This window comes from Entomomonas moraniae (assembly GCF_003991975.1).
Taxonomy (GTDB): domain Bacteria; phylum Pseudomonadota; class Gammaproteobacteria; order Pseudomonadales; family Pseudomonadaceae; genus Entomomonas; species Entomomonas moraniae.
Genome location: NZ_CP029822.1, coordinates 2,745,836 through 2,766,365, shown reverse-complemented (window position 1 = coordinate 2,766,365; position 20,530 = coordinate 2,745,836). Strand labels below are relative to the sequence as shown.

Genomic DNA, 20,530 nt, shown 5'->3' with positions numbered 1-20,530 from the left:
AACTATTTTGTAAAGTAAAAAGTAGTTATACAATGCCTTATATTAAAATAGCTATATAAATTCTTTTGGAGATTTTATGGCAATTATCGAAAGCAACTCTGTTCAACTACGTCCCCTTGAAAAAAAAGATTTAGAGTTTATTCATCTACTAAATAATAATGCCAATATTATGCGTTATTGGTTTGAAGAGCCTTATGAAGCCTTTGTAGAGCTTGCTGACTTATATAACAAGCACATTCATGATCAAAGTGAGCGCCGTTTTATTATCCAAAATCAAACAACAAAAATAGGACTCGTTGAACTCGTCGAAATCAACTATATTCATCGCAATGCTGAGTTTCAAATTATTATAGATCCAGCACACCAAGGAAAAGGTTACGCCAGTAAAGCAACAAAACTAGCAATGGAATATGCCTTTCATATTTTAAATCTTTATAAACTTTACTTACTGGTTGATGTAAATAACGACAAAGCCATTCATGTCTATGCCAAATTAGGTTTTAAGCAAGAAGGTATTTTGAAACAAGAGTTTTTTGTTAATGGTGAATATCGTGATGTAGTCAGAATGTGTATTTTTCAGCACCAATTCTCTCAACTCAAGCACAGTGTATAGCTTTATGATACAAACAAAGCAACGGGAAAACTACTTATCGGCCATGCAAATAAACACATGGCTTCCCCGAGCACCATTACCTTTCGCTAAGCAATCTGACAACTCATTGTTAACCTCTATAACAGAGCCCCCTATAATAGAAACGATCGCTGTTATAGAGGAGCAAAAAACGCCCACACCGATAGCAGCTTTTAAAGAAAAGACTCTTGTAGAAGAAACTCCATTACAAAATAATACTCCAACTACCGCCCCCCATTTCTCATTACAGCTAATGCAAGTAGGACGTTGCCTGCTTTTAATCGAACGACCAATAGCAGAAACCTTTCACATAAAAGACCCAACCTATCAACTATTACGCAATATTTTATATGCAGCCAAACTACCCGATAGCCCTCAACCATTAGGTGACCTCATACAATGGCCCCTTTTTAAACACTCCACAATTGCTCAAGGAAAGAAAGAAGCCAAAGAGTTTTTACAAAGCTTCATCATCACCTATAAAGAGCAATTTATTGATACCCAGTGCTTATGGTTAATTGGATTAGACAGTATTTGCCATGCAACTGACCTAAATGAAACAAACTATTTTGAGTCACCCATTATTGAGCCCTATGGGCAAATACTGCTTAGCCCTAGCCTTGATATACTGACGACCTCCCCCCACTTGAAAGCCCCTTTATGGCAAGCTATTCGTAAGCTAATTCCACTATGGCAGAACTAACTAATCTTTTATTCCGTGAGATGACGGAAATTGACATAAACGATGTAAACAAGATAGAGCAAAAAGCTCATTACCACCCCTGGAGCGAAACACTAATCAAAGAAGCCATCCATCATTATAGGTGTTGGGTATTACAACAAAATCAACCAATAATCGGCTATGGCATATTAAAAATTGTGTTAAATGAGGCAGAACTACTCAACATTGCTATTACACCCGACCAACAAGGCAATGGGTTTGGAAAATATTTATTAGCTCATCTCATGCAAAAAGCAAAAAAACTAGGTGCAGATGAATGTTTTTTAGAAGTTAGAGAAAGTAATCTCGCTGCTTATCGGCTTTATGAAAGTTTTGGTTTCAATGAGATAGGCAGAAGACCTAACTACTATCCCGCTAAACAAGGCTACGAAGATGCTCTAATAATGGGCTGTTTATTGATTGATTAAATTTAAATAAAAAAAATCCCAGACTTCAATTAGGGAGGAGGAGAAGCCCAGGATCTAAGCTGTTGGATTTAGGGGAAATCCAACAAAACCAGTCATACAATAAATAACTAAACTAAATCTTACTTACTATGAGAACACAACGAGTTTAGAAAGTTCATTTTTTCTAAAACTTTTATACATTAATCATAAAGTGTTTTTATTTACCTTATAAAACACTTTCAAGAGCAAGATTTACTTGCCCTTGAAAACTTCACAACTAAAACAATCCTGTTAGTTTTTCAGAGGTACTAATAAAAATATTTTTCTTCTGAGTATAAGCTTCTAAAATCATTTTGTGTGTTTCACGACCTATACCTGATTTTTTAACGCCACCAAATGGAGCATGTGCAGGCAATTGATTATAGCAATTAACCCACATTCTACCGGTTCTCACACCTTTAGAAACACGTAAAGCACAATTAATATCGCGTGTCCAAACAGCGCCACCTAAGCCAAATTCAGAATTATTTGCAATTGTGATGGCCTCTTCCTCTGTATCAAAAGGAATAACGGCTAATACAGGGCCAAACACTTCTTGACAAGAAATATCCATATCAGGTTTACAATCGGCAAGAATCGTTGGTTTTACAAACGCACCTTCTGTACCAAAGCGTTCTCCACCCGTTAATAGTCTAGCACCTTGGCGTGTTCCTATACCCACGAAGCTTAGAATCTTATTCATATGTTTTTCACTAATTTGACAACCCATTTGAGTCGTAGGATCTAATGGATCGCCCACTTTAACAGACTCAAACTTAGCTTTTAATTGTGCCAAAAACTTATCATAAATAGGACGTTGTACTAATAAGCGTGAACCTGCACAACAAACTTGGCCCTGATTAAATAAAATAGCCAGTGCTGCACCTTCAACAGCTTTATCCATTTGGGCATCTTCAAAAACGATATTGGCAGATTTACCACCTAACTCAAGCGTTGCAGGAATAAGTTTTTCAGCCGCCGCTTTAGCAACACCGTAACCAATATCTGTTGAACCAGTAAAGGCTAATTTACTAAAGCCTTCATGTTGTAGCATATATTGACCTGTTGTAGAACCTGCGCCAGTAACAAGGTTTACAACACCTTCAGGTAAAACTTCACCTAAAATACGTACAAGTTCCAATAAGGAAAGAGATGTTTCACGAGAAGGTTTGATGACAATACAATTTCCTGCGGCTAACGCTGGGGCTATTTTCCAAGCACCCATTAATAGAGGGAAGTTCCATGGAACTATTTGTCCAACAACACCAATAGGCTCGCTAATAACTAAACTCAATGTATCGTTATCAATAACATCAGCCTCATCACTATGGGCACGAATTACCCCTGCAAAATAACGGAAATGGTCAACTGCAGCTGGAACATCAACACTCATTGTTTCACGAATAGGTTTACCATTGTCCAACGTTTCTATCGTTGCAAAGCGTTCTGTTTCTTTTTCTAATAAGTCCGCTATTTTTAATAGGATTGCTGATCGCTCAGCAGGAGATGTTTTAGACCATGAAGGAAAGGCCTGCCATGCACTTTTTACAGCCAAATCAACATCCTCTCTAGTAGCTGCTGCAAGTGTGGCTAAATGTTCGTTTGTTGCAGGATTTTCTGTTGTAAATGTTTTACCATCACTACTGTCTTGCCATTTTCCATTAATAAATAATTGATAATTTTTTTTTGGCTTTAATGATTCTTGTAGGTCTTTTAATAATTTCACAATCAATCTCCAATAATTATAAGACAATAATTATTATTATTTTAATTTGATAAATTTATAGATCTTTATACAAAGAACTTGACCATTGTACTACAGTATTAATTGTACAGCATAAGCTTAATTAGTAAGCATTCGTTAACATATTGATTTTAATAAGCAACCACTTATTTGATAATTAAATTAAGCTAGCTCTACAAACAATTTTTATAAAAACAATCATGACATCAACTAAATCAAACATACCACCATTGATTACCATTTCTTATATTAAAAACGAACATCACTAGCAATTCATTAAGCCTCCATGGCGTATTTTTTACTATTCAAAACAAGCACGGCTATAAAATACAAAGCAATAACGATAAAACTAACAAATAAGTAATTATTTCCAAACTCATTCATAAAAATTGAAATAATAGCTGGGGCAACTAAACTACCTAAAGTATTAACCAATAACATCGTCTGATTCATTAATACAATATCTTGTTTATTAACAGTGCTACACGCCCAAGCCATGGATAGTGGATATACGGTATAAATCGTTGCGCCAATAATAATCGTCGAAAAAATAACAAAATGATTATTAATAATCATAAAACATGCAAACACAAAGAAAAAACTATCAACGACCAAAACCCATAAGGTTCCATATTTATCAGCTAAATACCCAACAGGTATTTGAGCAATAAGCCCACTAGCAATCACCAATATCATCCAATTTGCTACTTGATCATCAGAAAATCCTAAATACTCGTAATACGCAGGTAATAAAGAATAAATTGCACCAATAATCATACCTGCAATAATACAACCGATTAAACCTAAACGTGCTGGTTGATACATCAACATAGGTTTTATATTAAATATCTTCTTTTTTCTCACTGGTAAATGATAATTCGTTAAAAAGATAAATAAAATAGCCAAAATCATCAGCAATACAACAACTAAAGCAAAATATATAATAGTTTTAGGAAAATAGCGTAATAGTCCCTGCCCAAAGACAGTACCCAAATAATAGACTGTCATATAAATAGCAAACATCCTGCCCCTATTTTTACTTCTACTGGTCACCAAAATACAACTTTCAACAATAATCCACGTTATTGCACATGCTATTCCTATCAAAAAACGCCAAAAAGACCAACAAATAAGATTAATAGACAAGCTCATCCCTAATGTTGCTATCGCAAATAAAATACAGGTCCCTGCATAAGTCTTTTTTACATTAAGTTTTGATATCAACCAATTGGCAACTAATGCACCCACTAAATTACCCACAAAATAGCTAGAACCTACAATGCCTACCTGCCATACTGAAAAATGGTATTTAGTTAGCCATAATGGTGTTTGCGTGTTGAGAGAAGACAATGAAATAGTAACAAACAACAAACTTATTAAAAGTATGGGAAAAGAAAAAGAACGTACCATTTAAATATATTTCGCTCCATATGTCACTACCAAAATGCTTATTTATATAAAGCACCTTCCCATGAACTACTCCAAACTTAACAGGCTGGAGTATCCAAATTATTTAGCTTGTTTACTTTTAAATTGAACAACCAATAAATAATCTAAATATGAATGTTTGCTTATACATTTTATTAGACTTTAATATATCACAAGATCATTCATTTATTTTAAAGAATCGTTTCTGACCAATTGAAAGTATAAGGATTGATCATGATTTAATATTAAGTTTATGCCCCTAAAACTTTTAATGTAAACTAAACTTAGGCGATAATTTCCTTATCTTCATAAATTAAGAAAACCTTATAATGTAAGGCCCTCATAATAATGTAGTTTGATTTAAATCAGATTATAATTGTATTGAGAAATAAGTCACAAGGACATACTTATCATATTTGGCATTTTGACTTATAATAATATTATGGAGATACATAATTATAGATATAAAGAAACGTCATAATCACATAAGACTTTACTTTGTTCTATTAAGCTTAAAGTGCAGAAATAAGATGTCTAATAATAAAGAACAAGGCTTTACACTAACGGAACTGCTCATAACTTTAACTATATTAGCTATAATTATTACATTAGCTATTTCATCGTTATATTGGATTAGAAAACACAGCACAGATAGCTTTTATAATGAATCCAAGGGTTTTATTGCCTATGTCCGTAATAAAGCAATATTAACAGAACGCTATGTCTGTGTAGAAAAAACAACAGACAGTCAAGGGCAATATCTGAAAGAACATTATCTAAAAGAGCAAGAGCCAACAGAAGAGAGTACTGTTAAAACAACTCAAATTTTAAGGCTGCAGAGTAATCAAGATATTCTAAGTGATGTATCAGGCGCTAGTCATTCATTGATCTGTTTTTATCCAAATGGCTTCATTTTAAATGGTGAGAATATTGCACCAAGCAGTGCCTCATTAAGTGATATTATGACTACAAACACAACAAAATATTATCAAGTATTTGATTATTCTGAACTAGATCATGTCAAGTTTTCCATAACTTTGAATAATATAATTGATGCGAAGTCTTTTTGCTTAGGTAAAGGTGGGGAGTTTAAACAATGCCAGTAAAGCATCTCAATAACCTCATTATGTATCGACATGAAAGAGGATTCACATTGATTGAAGTTTTGGTAACACTGGTTATTATATCAGTCAGCATTGTTGCTCTGGCTGTTCTGCAATTAAAAAATAATGCACGTGTTACTCAAACCTCTCAATCATATTTAGCTGAACAATTTATAAGTAGTTTATTTACTGAGATTTCAACCTCTAATTACAAATGGTACTCTGATCAAGTACTACATAGTGACTCCCCTTTTTTTAAAGCTGCTAATGACAGTTTTCCCTCTATAGAGTCTGCTTGTAATCCACAAACAAATAATAGCTCTGAATTAGCAACTGCATTTCTTAGCTGCTGGTCTTCACAAATTTCTAAAACAATGGATGTTGATGATACATTGCTACGGAAATATTATTTTATCTGTCAGAGTAATAATGGTGAAACTTGCACTAACTCGGGCTCTTTAGTACTCGCTCAAATGGCTTGGTATAGTAAAGAATGCGATACTTTATCTAATAGATCTTACACTAGTATAAATAGCTGTGTGAATGATTCAGCCGTTGGAATAAGGCTTTTTAAGGCAGCAATACAACCATGAAGACAAAAATAAAAAAACAATGTGGATTTTCACTAATAGAGCTAATGGTTTCCGTAACAATTGCTATGTTTTTGCTACTGATACTGAGCGATTTTTTTATCAGTATTTTTAAAAGCTCTAAGATATCAGAAGCGAAAATGAACAATGAGAAAGAAATTGAGTTTATTTTAGGTAAAATAAAAAATAGCTTAAAATGGACTGGCTATGTACCCTCAGAAACACTGGGGGATATGACTAAAGGTGAGCCACTACTCTCTGATATTGCTTTTGATGATCTTGAAACTATTTTTCCTGCGTTAAGCACAAATGATTGTAATTTTAGTGCTGGACAAACGACAGCCGTAAGTACAGATAATAAAATACTGTGTGTTCGAAACTATTTACCTCCTACATCAAATAGTAGTATTTACAACGATAAAAATAATGGTGGACCAGATTGGGGGGCAAACAGTAGTAAAGCAGAAATGCAAGGTATTTTAAGTTGTAGCGGGGCTTTCTATTTTTCATCTATTTATAATAGTTTTGAAAAAGAGGCAATGTTAATTACAAAGCTAAACACAGATCAAAATGGTCAATTAGTTTGTACCTCTTTTATCGAAAGTAATCCAAGCGATATCAAAAGCTATACTGCTGAATCAGAGATCTCCATTGATTCATTAAACTTTATCGATGCTAAAAACTCTGTTTCTATCAGTTTAACGGTGAGCTCTGGAAAAAACGTTTTAAAAGAAGATTGTAGCTACATAAACCCATTAAATACCATGGAAATGCTTTCTACAAATAGTAAAAAACTTTGCACGACAGTTAATAAAACATTTGGGTTAATGAAATGAGAAAACAACAACAAGGTAGTACATTATTTGTTGCATTAGTCATATTGGCTGTCTTATTAATATTCTGTTTAACAGCTATCAAAAGTCAATTATTAAGTTCAAATTATAACACTTCCGTTCAGCTCAACATACTCTCGGAGAATGCATCTGTCTCGGCTATTAATGAAGCATTTCAGGCGGCTTATAATAAAACAATAGAGATTACTGATAGTGATGACTGTTATAAAGGAGCAGTAACAGAAAATAAAGTTCTAGCCTGCCCTATAACACCTAAATATGCATTGCCAAGCCCTAGTACAGGGAGTAACAGTATCGTACGTAATGCTCGTCAGTATGGTTTAGGGTCTAACACTATTGGTTACCTATCAGAGCAGCCTAGATGGTACATCGTAGCAGGCTGTAATACACAAGGTTATAGTACATCAGGTATTAATAGCTGTGATACAAAAGGCGTTGGCGATTATTTAGTAAAAATGTTTTCTGTTGGTCCTAATCCTAGTACCGATGCTCAAGAAAGTGACTTTGGATATATATATACAGTAGAGTATTCTTATGTACGCAAATAAAATTCATAATAAATTGATTGTTAGCATGATCGTCTACTCTTTAGGGTATAGTTATATCTCTATGGCTGCTCAACCATCACAAACACCATTATCGATTAAGTCAACAGTACCAATGAACTTAATTATCACCATTGATGATACTTTGAATATGGGCTATACACACTCACCTGAGGGACAAGAAACGTGGGATCCCAATTATAATTTAGCTTCACCAGATTATAATGGACTATTTTATAACCCTGATTATGAATATAAAGTTCCACCCCGTTTTATTATGGATAATGGTGTTTTAAAAAGAACTAGTTACCCAGAGTTTAGTTTTTCTAATGCAACTGTTGATGGTTATTTATATACTGGAATTTTTAACCAAAGCCGAAGGGCAGATTATAGTGCTGTTGGTGCATGGAATTTAAATAAGGTGGTACCTCGTGGTTGGGATGAAACAGCCTACCAAACATGGACTTTAAATAACAGTACAACAAATAGCCACTATTATCGATGGAATCCAGATGCAGGTTGCGGCTCAGATCCTCGTTTATCAACGAATAAAAGTCTAATAGGAACCAAAAAACAGTGTTGGATTGATGGTGGTAGAATATCCTCTGCTAAAGAACAACAAAATTACTCAAATTGGTTAGCTTACTATGCCTCTAGAATGAATCGTGTTAAAACAATATTGGCTTTTGTAATGGCAGACTTAGATGAAGATGTTAGAGTAACTTGGCAATCAGTCCAAGGATGTTATTCAACACAATTTAATGCGAATGATGATAAAAATGGCTATACTAGGAGTAATGCCCAACCTTACCGCTGCTACGGTGTTAGCCAAACATTGGCTCCTTTTAAAGGAAAACATAAAGCCGATTTTTACACATTTCTACACGGTTTGATGAAACAAGATGGGGAGTATAACCCTCATAGAGCTGCCATGAAGCGTGTGAATGATTATGTTAAAATCAAAGGTGCCTGGAGCCCTTACCGCGAGGAAGTCGGAAATGCAAATAGCAAAGAATATGGATGTCGTCCTACAGTGCATCTTATTGCTACACATGGAAAGTTTGGCCAAGCAGAAGATAATATACTGTTCAGTAGTGCGCGCTCTAGCGTCAATCAAGACTTTAGTAAAGATGTTCGTTTTAAAGCAGGAATAACGTCTAAAATCGTTAATAAATCATACACACTTCCTGACGATAAAGTTTATACACCCAGACCACCATATAAAGACGATGTTCAAAAAGAAAAATATGCGAAAACACTTTCAGATTATGCATTTGAAGGTTGGGCAGTTGATGCAAGGCCAGATTTGCCTAATAATTTAGCACCTATCTATCGAGATGACTCTGGTAGCGACGACGAAAACTATTGGAATCCTAAAAATGATCCAGCCACATGGCAACATGTTAACACGTATGTATTAAGTGTGGGTGGGATTATGAAAAAATCAGCTGCATATAATCTAAACTGGGATCAAGGAACATATAATGGTTCTTATCAAGACTTATTAAAAGGCATATTAAGTTGGCCCGTAACTCCTGGTGCATATGGTTGGTGTGTTGCCTTTCGTGTTGGTGCTGACTATGGTGGGTGTGACAATATTAAAGGGATTATTGCCAATCTCGATGATTGGGGAACAGCACAAACGATTGTAGATGGTTGGCATGCTGCTTTGAATGGCAGAGGTCAAATATACAATGCTGAAGATATTTATAAATGGGACAATAACTTATTAATATGGGATAAAATACGTAATGACATCATGATGTCAGGAGCTTTACAAAGTGAGACAACGACTATCACTGTATCAAGTGATAGTTCTATTGCAGATAGTAAAGCTTATTACTACGAAACAAAATTCGACTCGCTTCGTTGGATAGGTATGATTACCCAATACCAATATGATAACGATGGAAATAAAATAAATGGCATCGGTTTCCACGAAAAACTTAAGTCAAGCACTACCTCACAAGGCTCTGACCGAGTTATATATATCAATACAGGGTTTGACTCTATTCAAGGAAAAATGGTTGAGTTTACCACCGCCAACTACAATCGACTCTCTAAACAACAAAAAGAAGACTTACAGCGCTCCCTTGACATACCAAATGCCCCCACGGGAGAAGCACTAGGTAAGCTACGTTTAGAGTGGCTAAGGGGCAGCTCTAAAAATGAAGGTACGTTATTTAGAGAACGTTATAAAGGCTACTTATTGGGAGACATTGTAAACAATACACCAATGGCTATAAAACCACCTCAAGGTAATTCTTACTACATGAATAGTCGTGGTCAGAACTACTCTCAGTTCAAAGAGGCACAAAGACAAAGACCTACTTATGTTTATATAGGCGCTAATGATGGAATGTTGCATGCTTTTGATCAGCAAGGCAACGAAAAATGGGCTTTTATCCCCGCGGGGATAACAGGTAAGCTTAACTTACTATCAGATAAAGATTACAGCGCCACTAACAAGCAGACAACTAGCAACTCATCTAAACATAGATTTTTTGTTGATGGTCCATTAGTAACGGACGATGTTTACTTTAATAATGCATGGCACACAGTTTTGGTTGGTACATTAGGACGTGGGGGGCAAGGCCTTTTTGCATTAGACGTCACAAATCCACAACAACCTCAGCTCCTATGGGAGTATGGTGATTTTAATAGTGATACAGCAACAAAACTATTCTCTAATAGTAAGATTCCAGGCTATATCCTTTCTGCACCTATCATAGGCCCTTTATACAATGGAGATACTGTAACTGACTATGTTGTTTTTGGTAATGGATATGGCCCAACCTCAACAACCGAGAATAATGAGCCTGTCTATACAAAGGGCAGTACTATTGCGATAGAAATAGCAACAGGCAAACTAACAAGTGCTATAAATCCTGTAGCATCACCTAATAGTGAAGATTTAGGCTTCTCAGGTGCTGTGGGGATGAAAAGTAATAATACAGATTATAGCCACTTTGGAATAGAAAGAAATACCTTATATGCGGGTAATCTTATAGGAGAGCTTTATATCTCCAATCCATTATATTCTGTTTCGACAAGCGCACCAAAAGGAAATAAGTTATTAACTAATATCCCAGGAACGAGAGAAATAGATGGAGTTAAATACGTTCAACCTATCACTGCATCACCAGAGCTTGCAAGAGTAAGCTTAATGAGACGGACTACGGATATTCTACTCTTTGGAACAGGTAAATATTTCGAGCAGCAAGATTCTGTGAGTGCTTTAACAGCTAGAAATAGTATTTACGGTATAGTTGTTAAAGGTAATAATGAAATCAATGAAAATACTACGATTGACCAACTTCAAGTAAGAACACTTACAGATAAAATATACGTAACAAAAAACAATGTTTCCTATACCGTCAGAGAAATTAGTGGTGGCGCTATCACAACTACGGATAAAGGCTTCTATATTGATTTACCCGTTGGCGAGCTAGTTGTAGACCAACCTTACTACATGGGAAGTGTTGTATTTTTTACCATAATGGTAATGGATTCCTCAGATCCCTGCAAACCAGTTCCTAAATATTGGTTGATGGCTTTAGATCCGTCAACAGGTAAGGCTCCAAACTTTCCTGTATTCGACTTAAATGGAACAGGTAGCAGTGTCGATAATCCAATTATTAGTGGTATCTTATTAGATAGTAAAAGTATTCTACAAGGTGGTCATTATCCGATGGCAGTAAATAATGAAGGAAAAATCCCACTAATGATCAATAATCCTGATCGAATACGGATTAATCGAGTTATCTTCCAAGGCGATAGTATATTTAAAAACTAAGGTTTTTCTATGAAACAAAAAGGGTTTACATTAATTGAAATACTGATTACTTTAGTCATATTGGCTATATTAGCCAGTATTGCTATAACAAGCTATCAAAGTTATATATTACGCTCACATCGTACTGATGCAATGAAGCTATTATTAGATACTGCAGGAACCCAAGAGAGTTATTATTCTTTCAAATACAAATACACAGATTCATTAGGCGAATTAGGCTTACGTTCTAATAAATCCGATTATGGATATTATCAATTAAGTATTCAATTAGCTAATAACGGGAAAAGCTATATTCTTACTGCAACACCTGTTGGCTCTCAAGTGACAGACTCTTGTGGTAGTTTCCAGCTTTACAGTGATGGAACAAGGCAAGCATCTAAAGAAGGATGTTGGAAATGATATTCTAAACAATGCCTAGAGGCTATTTAACTAACCTATCGTAGCCTGAGACATATAGATTATATTTAAGTTTACGATTAAATCGTTACTCATCATAACCTGTGCGATCTTTTTAATCGCCTGTGAGAAAAAAAACGATACGCTCAAAGCGTTCACACCACCACCTCCTTATACCTGTGCCTTAGAAAAAGACCATAACCCGCTCCTAGACCCCGAAGCCGATAAGTATTTTAAAGAAGCGGTAGCACTCGAAAAAGCGAATGCTTGGGGAGAATGACCTAAAATAGTTCAGCTCTATGAAAAGGCCATTGAAAAAAATCACTGGAAAGCCATGTATAATTTGGCAGGCCATTACAAAACTGGTGAATATGAGCGTAATGATGAAGTCGATCATCCAACCGCAGTAAAAAAAGATATAGATAAAATGGTTGCTTTACATTATCAAATGGTTAAGCTTGAAGTCCCGCTGGGTTATTACACCTTTGCCATGGACATCAACAACGGTTACGTGCGTGATGCCAATGCAGCCTTATACTTTGGTAAAGCCGTTGAGCTAGGTTATCCATTAGCCTTGACCAGTAGGGGCAATTACTATGCCTTTAGCTTACCCCGTGGAGAACAACGCTATGATATCGCTGAACAATATTTTAAATGTGCGGGTAAACAAGACAATACTAAGGCATTGATTGAAGTAGCACAGTTTTATAAAATAGCTAAAGGAAATAAAGCTTTGGCCGCCTATTACTATCAAAAAGCCGCATCACTGGGTAGCATAGATGGAATGATGGTACTAACAAATATGTTTTTAGAAAATCCAGCCCCTATTTTTAATTTAGGCTATATTCCTGCCCCAGAGCAAGCTGCTTTTTATGTAGGACTCGATAGACAATTGGATGCAAACAAAGGGATAACATTTCCTAACTTAATGAAAGACCACCCCTTGCCCCGTCGCTACGATGCGGATAACCCCGATGTTAGGCCAGAATAAAGCTGGTAATAATTTATAATGGGGGTACATAAGAGGGTACAAAAAACATTAATCAATAAAAAAGCCTAGTTAAATCAATTAACTAGGCTTTATATATGGTGCTCGGAGGCGGAATCGAACCGTCGACACGAGGATTTTCAATCCTCTGCTCTACCGACTGAGCTATCCGAGCGTTGTGGGTGGCTATTAAACTGTTTTTAGCACCTAATGTCAAGCGTCAGATTAAAAAATAATTATTTAACCTTTAGTTGGAACGTATCCTTGTGCTTTTTCATAATCTGCGCCCATGAAGAATTTATCCATTTGCTCTTGTAAAAACTTGCGGTGTTCTGCATTCATCATATTTAAGTGCTTTTCATTAATAAGCATAGTTTGCTCTTTAATCCACTCGTCCCATGCTTTTTTGGATATATGGTCGTAAATATCTTGCCCTTTAGCACCAGGGTAAGGGGGGGTATTTAACCCTTCTAGCTCTTGTTTATATTTACGGCAAAAAACCATGCGAGACATAGCGTACTCCTATTTTCTAAATTACTTTTGTTAATAGCTTTTTTACTGGGGCTGCAAGACCTAAACGTTGTGGTTCTATTAAGTTATACCAGATTTTTTTGCTTTCGGCTATCTCATTTATTGCTGGTATTACTTCAATAAGATAAGGTTCTATTGTTAACTGAAAATGACTAAAGGTATGTATTAATTTTTCTAAAGGCTTTAGTTTAATCATTTGCAAGCCTTGTTGCTGTGCATATTTTTCAATCTCATCATAGCTCCCTAATTCAGGTAAACTCCATAGCCCAGCCCAAAGCCCTATATTAGGACGCTGATAAAGCAGTACGCTATTTTGACACTTAAATAGAGGCATGACCGTTTGCTTTTTAGGTAATTCTTTTTTGGGCTTAGGATGAGGATAGTCTGTAATACTAGCGTATTTTCTTGCTTGGCAATCGGTTTGTACAGGACAAATAAGGCAAACTGGTTTACTTCGTGTGCAAACAGTAGCACCTATATCCATCATGGCTTGTGTGTAATGATTAACACGCTCATAAGGCGTCAAATCTTCTGCTAGCTGCCATAGTTTATTGGAAACTTTAGCATCCCCGGGGTAACCCTCTATAGCGAAATAGCGACATAAAACACGCTTTACATTACCATCTAAGATAGCTGCTCGTTGGTTCATGCTCAGGCTTAATATAGCTCCTGCTGTTGAGCGGCCAACACCCGGAAGTTTAATTAAGGCTTCTAGTGTATTAGGAAAATTTCCTTGATATTCATGCTGGATGATTTGTGCTGTTTTTTGTAGATTACGCGCTCGGGTGTAATAACCAAGGCCAGTCCATAGGTGTAGGACTTCATCTTGAGGGGCCTCAGCCAATGATTTAATTGTTGGCAGAGCTTCCATAAAACGTGAAAAGTAGTTGATAACAGTTGAAACTTGGGTTTGCTGTAACATAATTTCAGAAACCCAAACTTTATAAGGAGTTATGTCCTGTTGCCAAGGAAGATGCTTACGTCCATGTTGTTCATACCACGCAAGCACCTTTTGGGCAAAAGACTTTTCAGTCACTATTTAAGAATACCTTTTAAAAGCCCTTTCACATTAGGTGCTTTATCGCCTAATTTTTCTTCGAGCTTTTCGTTTAGTTTTTCTTTTTGTTTTTCAAGTTGTTTATTAATTTCTTCTTTGGCTTTAGCTTTACCTACATCTAATGCCATTTGACCTATCGCAGAAGAGTCTATACCACACAAATTACCACCTGCAAGTACAGAACCTTTACAAATCAATGGAAAATCAATACCCGCAACATCTTTATTTACTTTACATGCAGCATCACCACCTACCTCTTGCTCACCGGTTAACGCTAGACCTATTTTATAGTCTACCATCATGGTTTGTAAGTTAAAGGTTCCTTTTCCTTTTGCATCAAAACCAGCAACAGCAATGGTTAGATCTTGGTTGCTTGCTATACCATTGGTAAAGTTAAGTGATCCTTTTAATTGCTTAAACTTAGTTTCTGTACGATTAAACTGCGAAGTTAGTGTTTGTTTTCTAACCAGTGCCACAGCTTTACATACTTGATACTCAAAGTTTTCACCCACTAGTGCACCGTCATTAACAAAAAAGCTAGCCGTACCATTTAAGTTTTTAATTAAACTGGCTTCACTTAGCCCTGCTGTATGTAAATTACCATTTAAATTAAAGATACCACGAATAGGGACATCTTTAATTTCTTGGCTGGCCAATAATTTCTCAATCATTAAATTGCTTACAGTTGGCTGTAAAGTTATTTGTGGTGTATTAGTGCTTGCATTAAGAGATGCTTTTACGTTAATAGCCCCATTAAATAATTTACCACCTGCATTTTGTAGATTGATCACTCCATTTTTAGCCGTGAGCTTCACGTTAAAACTTTGCCAAGGTAGTTTTTTTACAGTGAGTTGGTCCATGCTAAAGTCAGCATCAACATTTAAACTTTGTAAACTTTTAGGATCAAATAAAGGATCTGTACTCCATGCCGGCTGGTTAACCGTTACTGTTTTACCCTGCCCAGTCGTTGTGGTCGTTGTTTTTGTGTCCTGTTTAGACGCTACCACGGGGGGTAAATAATTATCTACGTTAATAGTATCACCCCTTAACTGAACTTTAATCGCTTGTTTTGCTAAATCTGTAACTGCAACACTTCCAGTAAAGTTTGTTGAATCAAGCTTGATTTTTAAGTCATTTAAAGCAACTGCTTTGGTTGAACCTGATAAGTTTGTGGAAAATCCAACCTGAGTTAATGCTTTGCTGTCAGCCATAGTAGGTAGGCTAATACCAATGTCCGCTAACACTGTACGCAAGTTAAAAGTATCTGCTGTTAACGCACCTTTTACCGCTGGATTATTACCCGTAATATCTGTTGCATTAATATTACCACTTAGCTTTAGATCATCTAACGTTAAACGTAGCTTATTCCACGCCGCCGTATTCGCTTTAAGATCTGCTAACAAGTCACCTCTAGCTGTAAATTTAGCTGTTTTACCATTAAACATATCACCTGAGATGTTGCTACTTAGATTAAGGTCTTTAGCCTCATAACGTTGAGCATCAAGGTCGTAAGCCACAGTAGTTTCTAAATTAATAGTAGTAGATAATTTAGGCTGGGCACTATTAAAATTAGCTCCTAATTTAATAATAATAGGTTGTCCAATAACAATTGGCCCTGTTGATAAATGCACATTGTTGACTTGATAATCTTGACCTGCGGGTACGTCTTTATAAATAATTTTAGTTTCGTTAACTGTCACACTATTAACATTTAAATTAATACTGCTCGTACCTTTAGTTTCAGCCTCTTTTTTCTTTTCTTCAGGCTTATCAGATGTAGATTGGGTATTTTCAGCTGTTGCTGTTTCGCCTACTTTATCCCAATTTGTCTTGCCTTTAGCATCCTTTTCTAAATCAATAGTGAGGCCATTGATATTAACATCATTCATTTGAATTTCGCCTTTAAATAAAGGCATTAATTTCACAGATAAGTCTAACTCTTTGATTTTAGCAAAGGGCTTATCTGGTGTATCGACACTGGCCGCACTCGTGTTTTGAATAGAGATCCCTAACCAAGGATAGAATGTCCAGTTTATGTCACCATCAATATTTAACTCTATATTGGCTTGCTCTTTAACGAGCGTTTCAATTTGAGTCTTATAGTTATTTGGATTAAAAAAGAGAACTAAACAAGCGAACAACGCCAATATTAACAGGACAATCCCTATAATAAAGTAACAGATATATTTTATTGCTTTCATAATTTTTTCCATTTCAAAGCGGTTTGCTATACAGTATAGTATGTTAACCTTATTATTCTATATTTTTTAGTCTAATTGCGTATTTATTTTAACATTTCGTTATAATAAATATTTATACGACTGGTTGGAGCAACAATGGTTGAGCGTAGCATAACTGTTACACGTAATACAAATGAAACAAAAATAACAGCCTCCATCAATCTAGATGGTACGGGTAAAGCTAAATTTAATACGGGCATCCCTTTTCTTGAGCATATGCTTGATCAGATAGCACGCCATGGTTTAATTGATCTTGATATTACGTGTATTGGAGATACTCATATTGATGATCACCACAGCGTTGAGGACATTGGTATTACGCTAGGTGAAGCACTCAATAAAGTAATTGGTGATAAAAAAGGTATTCGTCGTTACGGTCATGCTTATGTTCCTTTAGACGAGGCTTTATCACGTGTTGTTATCGATTTTTCTGGCCGTCCCGGTTTACAAATGCATATTCCTTTTACTAAAGATACTGTCGGCAAATTCGACGTTGAGCTATTTGGGGAGTTTTTCCAAGGCTTTGTGAATCATGCAAAAGTGACATTACATATCGACAATTTACGTGGCGCGAACGTTCACCACCAAATAGAAACCGTTTTCAAAGCCTTTGGCCGTGCTTTACGTATGGCGATTGAGCAAGATCCTAGAATGGCAGAACAAGTACCATCTACCAAAGGATGCTTATAATGCAAACAGTTGCCGTTATTGATTATGGTATGGGTAATCTACATTCCGTAGCAAAAGCTTTAGAACAAGTCGGTGCAGGTCACGTTTTAATTACTAGCGATACAGATCTCATAAGAGATGCCGATCGCGTTGTTTTTCCGGGCGTAGGGGCAATACGTGACTGCATGTCAGAAATACGCCGACTGGGATTTGATACATTAGTCAAAGAAATTAGCGGTACCCGCCCTTTTCTTGGTATCTGTGTTGGCATGCAAGCCTTATTTGATAGCAGTGAAGAAAATGGTGGTGTTGACGGTATTGGACTTTTCTCAGGTGATGTAAAATTTTTCGGTAAGAACCTACATGAGACGGATGGTGAACGTTTAAAAGTTCCGCATATGGGTTGGAATGAAGTTAAACAAAACCTACCTCATCCGCTATGGCATAATATTCCAGACAATGGTCGCTTTTATTTTGTACACAGCTATTACGCCCAAACTACTAACCAGCAACAGCTGGTTGGATCAGGACATTATGGTGTTGATTTTTCAGCAGCTGTCGCAAAAGACTCTTGCTTTGCTGTACAATTTCATCCAGAAAAAAGCCATACCAATGGACTACAATTATTACAGAACTTCGTTACTTGGGATGGTCGTTGGTAGGCTGACTACCACACTCCTGATAAATAAATTACTTAAAGGTGAATTATGCTAGTTATCCCTGCAATCGATTTAAAAGATGGTGCCTGTGTTAGATTACGCCAAGGTAAAATGACTGATGTTACTGTATTCTCTGACGACCCTGTTGCCGTAGCAGCCAAATGGGTGGAAGCTGGTTGTAAAAGATTACACCTCGTAGACTTAAACGGAGCCTTTGAGGGAAAACCTGTTAGTGCACCCATTGTACAGGCGATTGCCCATAAATTCCCTGACTTACCTATTCAAGTCGGCGGTGGTATACGCTCATTAGAAACTATTGATGAGTACTTAATGACAGGGGTTAACTATGTCATTATTGGTACTAAAGCAGTTAAAGACCCTAACTTCATTAAAGAAGCTTGCAATAATTTCCCCGATAAAATCATTGTGGGAATTGATGCAGTAGAAGGTATGGTTGCCACAGATGGCTGGGCAGAAATTAGCTCTCATCGTGTTGAAGATATCGCTAAGCGCTTTGAAGATTTTGGAGTTTCTTCCATCATTTATACAGATATTAGTCGCGATGGCATGCTACAAGGCTGCAATATAGAGCACACTTCAGCACTGGCAGCAGCCACATCGATCCCTATCATTGCATCTGGTGGAATCCATACCCTTGACGATGTCCAAGCACTACTGGATGCTAATCAACCTAATATCAAAGGGGTGATCACAGGCCGTGCACTTTACGAAGACACCCTAGATTTAGCAGCAGCCCAAGCATTGTGTGATAAGTACAAAGCAAAATAATCTGGAGTTAACATGGCACTGGCAAAACGTATTATTCCTTGTTTAGACGTCGATAATGGTCGCGTTGTAAAAGGCGTTAAATTTGAAAATATTCGTGATGCAGGCGATCCTGTCGAAATTGCTCGTCGCTACAACGAGCAAGGTGCCGATGAAATTACTTTTTTAGATATTACCGCTTCGGTAGATAACCGTAATACTACTCTCCACACAGTAGAGAGAATGGCCAGTGAGGTATTTATTCCGCTCACAGTTGGAGGTGGTGTTAGAAACCTTGAAGATATACGCAATCTACTCAATGCTGGTGCTGATAAAGTCTCAATAAACACAGCAGCTGTTTTTCATCCTGAGTTTGTCCAAGAGGCTGCAGAGCGTTTTGGTTCACAGTGCATTGTAGTAGCCATTGATGCAAAAAAAGTTTCTGCTGCAGGAGAACTTGACCGTTGGGAAATATTTACCCACGGAGGCCGTAAGCCAACAGGACTTGATGCTATTGTTTGGGCAAAAAAGATGGAAGATTTAGGTGCTGGCGAAATACTGCTCACTAGTATGGATCAAGATGGCATGAAAAATGGGTTTGATCTAGGCGTTACACGTGCAATTAGTGAAGCCATTACACTCCCCGTCATTGCATCAGGTGGTGTCGGCAACTTACAACACTTAGCGGATGGAATCATTCATGGTAGGGCTGATGCAGTACTTGCAGCCAGCATTTTTCATTTTGCTGAATTCACTGTTCCAGAAGCAAAAGCATTTATGGCTGAACAAGGCATTATCGTACGCTAAAGGTTATTCATGACTAATGCTATTATCAGAACAATAGCACCACAAGATTATGAGCAATGGCTAACGCTCTATACAGGCTATATCAAATCTTGTGGTAGAAAGACTATCGATTATAATAGTATTACTACTCTTTGGAATTGGATAAGACAAGAAAAAATCTTTTGCTCTGTTGCCATCGTTGATGATGAGTTTGTTGGCTTAACGCATACGCAAGAACTTTACTCACCACTCAACGGCAGGCTAACAGGCTATTTAGAGGATTTTTTTGTTACTGAAGCTTATCGTGGCACAGGGATAGCTCCGCAACTGATAGATAACTTAAAACAACTGGGCAAAGAAAAAGGCTGGCTATTCATTCGTTGGAAAACAAAAGAAACTAATCTGAGAGCCCAAGCTTTTCACAATAAAATAGCCAAAAAAACCCCATGGATCACCTACCAGATTAATCTTGAATAGCAAATGGCAATAATATAATTACCGAACAGCCCTATTTTGCGTTAAAATTACCCTCAATTAAGACAACATTGATTAGAATAGTGAAACATTCTAATCGAATATTT

20 protein-coding genes, 1 tRNA gene and 1 pseudogene are annotated in these 20,530 nt (G+C 36.6%); 16 read left to right on the top strand and 6 right to left on the bottom strand.

Annotated elements, in window-relative coordinates:
* Window positions 1–76 precede the first annotated feature (76 nt).
* Genes speG through rimI form a run of 3 tightly spaced genes read left to right on the top strand, consistent with a single transcriptional unit; the run spans window position 77 to window position 1,780 of the window.
* The gene (gene speG / locus DM558_RS12820; protein ID WP_228411754.1) at window positions 77–613 is read left to right on the top strand and encodes a spermidine N1-acetyltransferase; all 537 of its coding nucleotides are present in this window, start codon (window positions 77–79) and stop codon (window positions 611–613) included.
* Between the two features lie 4 nt (window positions 614–617).
* Entirely contained in the window at window positions 618–1,334 is a 717-nt protein-coding gene (locus tag DM558_RS12815; protein ID WP_127164355.1) for a hypothetical protein, read from the top strand.
* A complete protein-coding gene (gene rimI, locus DM558_RS12810; protein WP_127164354.1) occupies window positions 1,322–1,780 on the top strand; it encodes a ribosomal protein S18-alanine N-acetyltransferase in 459 nt (152 codons plus the stop codon). Before DM558_RS12815 ends, rimI begins: the two co-directional genes overlap by 13 nt.
* 256 nt (window positions 1,781–2,036) lie before the next feature.
* Here the strand turns inward: rimI and DM558_RS12805 are convergent, their stop codons facing one another.
* A complete protein-coding gene (locus tag DM558_RS12805) occupies window positions 2,037–3,524 on the bottom strand; it encodes an aldehyde dehydrogenase family protein (protein WP_228411753.1) in 1,488 nt (495 codons plus the stop codon).
* 294 nt (window positions 3,525–3,818) lie between these two features.
* Window positions 3,819–4,952 carry an MFS transporter gene (locus DM558_RS12800; protein WP_127164353.1) on the bottom strand — a complete coding sequence of 378 codons (1,134 nt, stop codon included), beginning with the start codon at window positions 4,950–4,952 and terminating at the stop codon, window positions 3,819–3,821.
* A gap of 548 nt (window positions 4,953–5,500) precedes the next feature.
* Here DM558_RS12800 and DM558_RS12795 point away from each other — a divergent pair.
* From DM558_RS12795 to DM558_RS12765, 8 genes and pseudogenes are all read left to right on the top strand, one after another.
* Window positions 5,501–6,076, top strand: coding sequence for a prepilin-type N-terminal cleavage/methylation domain-containing protein (locus tag DM558_RS12795; RefSeq protein ID WP_127164352.1), 576 nt, complete (start codon window positions 5,501–5,503; stop codon window positions 6,074–6,076).
* Entirely contained in the window at window positions 6,067–6,666 is a 600-nt protein-coding gene (locus tag DM558_RS12790) for a prepilin-type N-terminal cleavage/methylation domain-containing protein (RefSeq protein ID WP_127164351.1), read from the top strand. The genes DM558_RS12795 and DM558_RS12790 overlap by 10 nt, the downstream gene beginning before the upstream one ends.
* Window positions 6,663–6,743, top strand: a pseudogene (locus DM558_RS16075) (PilW family protein); the annotation flags it as partial. The gene DM558_RS12790 and the pseudogene DM558_RS16075, both read left to right, overlap by 4 nt.
* Window positions 6,744–6,803: 60 nt before the next feature.
* A complete protein-coding gene (locus DM558_RS12785) occupies window positions 6,804–7,499 on the top strand; it encodes a hypothetical protein (protein ID WP_228411752.1) in 696 nt (231 codons plus the stop codon).
* On the top strand, window positions 7,496–8,065 hold the full coding sequence (locus DM558_RS12780; RefSeq protein ID WP_127164349.1) for a pilus assembly PilX family protein: 570 nt from the start codon (window positions 7,496–7,498) through the stop codon (window positions 8,063–8,065). The genes DM558_RS12785 and DM558_RS12780 overlap by 4 nt, the downstream gene beginning before the upstream one ends.
* On the top strand, window positions 8,052–11,858 hold the full coding sequence (locus DM558_RS12775) for a pilus assembly protein (RefSeq protein ID WP_127164348.1): 3,807 nt from the start codon (window positions 8,052–8,054) through the stop codon (window positions 11,856–11,858). Before DM558_RS12780 ends, DM558_RS12775 begins: the two co-directional genes overlap by 14 nt.
* A gap of 9 nt (window positions 11,859–11,867) precedes the next feature.
* Window positions 11,868–12,257 carry a type IV pilin protein gene (locus tag DM558_RS12770; protein WP_127164347.1) on the top strand — a complete coding sequence of 130 codons (390 nt, stop codon included), beginning with the start codon at window positions 11,868–11,870 and terminating at the stop codon, window positions 12,255–12,257.
* A 331-nt stretch (window positions 12,258–12,588) separates the two neighbouring features.
* On the top strand, window positions 12,589–13,245 hold the full coding sequence (locus tag DM558_RS12765) for an SEL1-like repeat protein (RefSeq protein ID WP_228411751.1): 657 nt from the start codon (window positions 12,589–12,591) through the stop codon (window positions 13,243–13,245).
* Window positions 13,246–13,341: 96 nt separating this feature from the next.
* Here DM558_RS12765 and DM558_RS12760 read toward each other — a convergent pair.
* From DM558_RS12760 to DM558_RS12745, 4 genes are all read right to left on the bottom strand, one after another.
* Window positions 13,342–13,417 (bottom strand) — tRNA-Phe (locus DM558_RS12760).
* A gap of 65 nt (window positions 13,418–13,482) precedes the next feature.
* Window positions 13,483–13,755: an oxidative damage protection protein gene (locus tag DM558_RS12755; protein ID WP_127164346.1), complete on the bottom strand. Its 273-nt coding sequence runs from the start codon at window positions 13,753–13,755 to the stop codon at window positions 13,483–13,485.
* Between the two features lie 16 nt (window positions 13,756–13,771).
* Window positions 13,772–14,809, bottom strand: a complete 1,038-nt coding sequence (gene mutY / locus DM558_RS12750; protein ID WP_127164345.1) for an A/G-specific adenine glycosylase — start codon at window positions 14,807–14,809, stop codon at window positions 13,772–13,774.
* Window positions 14,809–17,031, bottom strand: a complete 2,223-nt coding sequence (locus DM558_RS12745; RefSeq protein WP_164731463.1) for an AsmA family protein — start codon at window positions 17,029–17,031, stop codon at window positions 14,809–14,811. The genes mutY and DM558_RS12745 overlap by 1 nt, the downstream gene beginning before the upstream one ends.
* 135 nt (window positions 17,032–17,166) lie before the next feature.
* Between DM558_RS12745 and hisB the strand changes: the two genes are divergently transcribed.
* Genes hisB through DM558_RS12720 form a run of 5 tightly spaced genes read left to right on the top strand, consistent with a single transcriptional unit; the run spans window position 17,167 to window position 20,426 of the window.
* Window positions 17,167–17,760, top strand: a complete 594-nt coding sequence (gene hisB / locus DM558_RS12740; protein ID WP_127164343.1) for an imidazoleglycerol-phosphate dehydratase HisB — start codon at window positions 17,167–17,169, stop codon at window positions 17,758–17,760.
* The gene (gene hisH, locus DM558_RS12735) at window positions 17,760–18,401 is read left to right on the top strand and encodes an imidazole glycerol phosphate synthase subunit HisH (RefSeq protein ID WP_127164342.1); all 642 of its coding nucleotides are present in this window, start codon (window positions 17,760–17,762) and stop codon (window positions 18,399–18,401) included. Before hisB ends, hisH begins: the two co-directional genes overlap by 1 nt.
* Window positions 18,402–18,446: 45 nt before the next feature.
* Window positions 18,447–19,187, top strand: a complete 741-nt coding sequence (hisA, locus tag DM558_RS12730) for a 1-(5-phosphoribosyl)-5-[(5-phosphoribosylamino)methylideneamino]imidazole-4-carboxamide isomerase (RefSeq protein WP_109704185.1) — start codon at window positions 18,447–18,449, stop codon at window positions 19,185–19,187.
* A 12-nt stretch (window positions 19,188–19,199) separates the two neighbouring features.
* A complete protein-coding gene (gene hisF, locus DM558_RS12725) occupies window positions 19,200–19,970 on the top strand; it encodes an imidazole glycerol phosphate synthase subunit HisF (protein WP_127164341.1) in 771 nt (256 codons plus the stop codon).
* A gap of 9 nt (window positions 19,971–19,979) precedes the next feature.
* The gene (locus DM558_RS12720; RefSeq protein ID WP_127164340.1) at window positions 19,980–20,426 is read left to right on the top strand and encodes a GNAT family N-acetyltransferase; all 447 of its coding nucleotides are present in this window, start codon (window positions 19,980–19,982) and stop codon (window positions 20,424–20,426) included.
* Window positions 20,427–20,530 lie beyond the last annotated feature (104 nt).

Bases quoted from the DNA above. Each gene is read 5' to 3' on its own strand.
- DM558_RS12765 (WP_228411751.1), top strand. From the start codon at position 12,589: ATGTATAATTTGGCAGGCCATTACAAAACTGGTGAATATGAGCGTAAT.
- DM558_RS12775 (WP_127164348.1), top strand. From the start codon at position 8,052: ATGTACGCAAATAAAATTCATAATAAATTGATTGTTAGCATGATCGTC.
- DM558_RS12790 (WP_127164351.1), top strand. From the start codon at position 6,067: ATGCCAGTAAAGCATCTCAATAACCTCATTATGTATCGACATGAAAGA.
- DM558_RS12720 (WP_127164340.1), top strand. From the start codon at position 19,980: ATGACTAATGCTATTATCAGAACAATAGCACCACAAGATTATGAGCAA.
- DM558_RS12780 (WP_127164349.1), top strand. From the start codon at position 7,496: ATGAGAAAACAACAACAAGGTAGTACATTATTTGTTGCATTAGTCATA.
- speG (WP_228411754.1), top strand. From the start codon at position 77: ATGGCAATTATCGAAAGCAACTCTGTTCAACTACGTCCCCTTGAAAAA.
- rimI (WP_127164354.1), top strand. From the start codon at position 1,322: ATGGCAGAACTAACTAATCTTTTATTCCGTGAGATGACGGAAATTGAC.
- hisF (WP_127164341.1), top strand. From the start codon at position 19,200: ATGGCACTGGCAAAACGTATTATTCCTTGTTTAGACGTCGATAATGGT.
- DM558_RS12770 (WP_127164347.1), top strand. From the start codon at position 11,868: ATGAAACAAAAAGGGTTTACATTAATTGAAATACTGATTACTTTAGTC.
- DM558_RS12785 (WP_228411752.1), top strand. From the start codon at position 6,804: ATGAACAATGAGAAAGAAATTGAGTTTATTTTAGGTAAAATAAAAAAT.
- DM558_RS12800 (WP_127164353.1), bottom strand. From the start codon at position 4,952: ATGGTACGTTCTTTTTCTTTTCCCATACTTTTAATAAGTTTGTTGTTT.
- DM558_RS12755 (WP_127164346.1), bottom strand. From the start codon at position 13,755: ATGTCTCGCATGGTTTTTTGCCGTAAATATAAACAAGAGCTAGAAGGG.
- DM558_RS12815 (WP_127164355.1), top strand. From the start codon at position 618: ATGATACAAACAAAGCAACGGGAAAACTACTTATCGGCCATGCAAATA.
- hisH (WP_127164342.1), top strand. From the start codon at position 17,760: ATGCAAACAGTTGCCGTTATTGATTATGGTATGGGTAATCTACATTCC.
- DM558_RS12745 (WP_164731463.1), bottom strand. From the start codon at position 17,031: ATGAAAGCAATAAAATATATCTGTTACTTTATTATAGGGATTGTCCTG.
- hisA (WP_109704185.1), top strand. From the start codon at position 18,447: ATGCTAGTTATCCCTGCAATCGATTTAAAAGATGGTGCCTGTGTTAGA.
- DM558_RS12795 (WP_127164352.1), top strand. From the start codon at position 5,501: ATGTCTAATAATAAAGAACAAGGCTTTACACTAACGGAACTGCTCATA.
- hisB (WP_127164343.1), top strand. From the start codon at position 17,167: ATGGTTGAGCGTAGCATAACTGTTACACGTAATACAAATGAAACAAAA.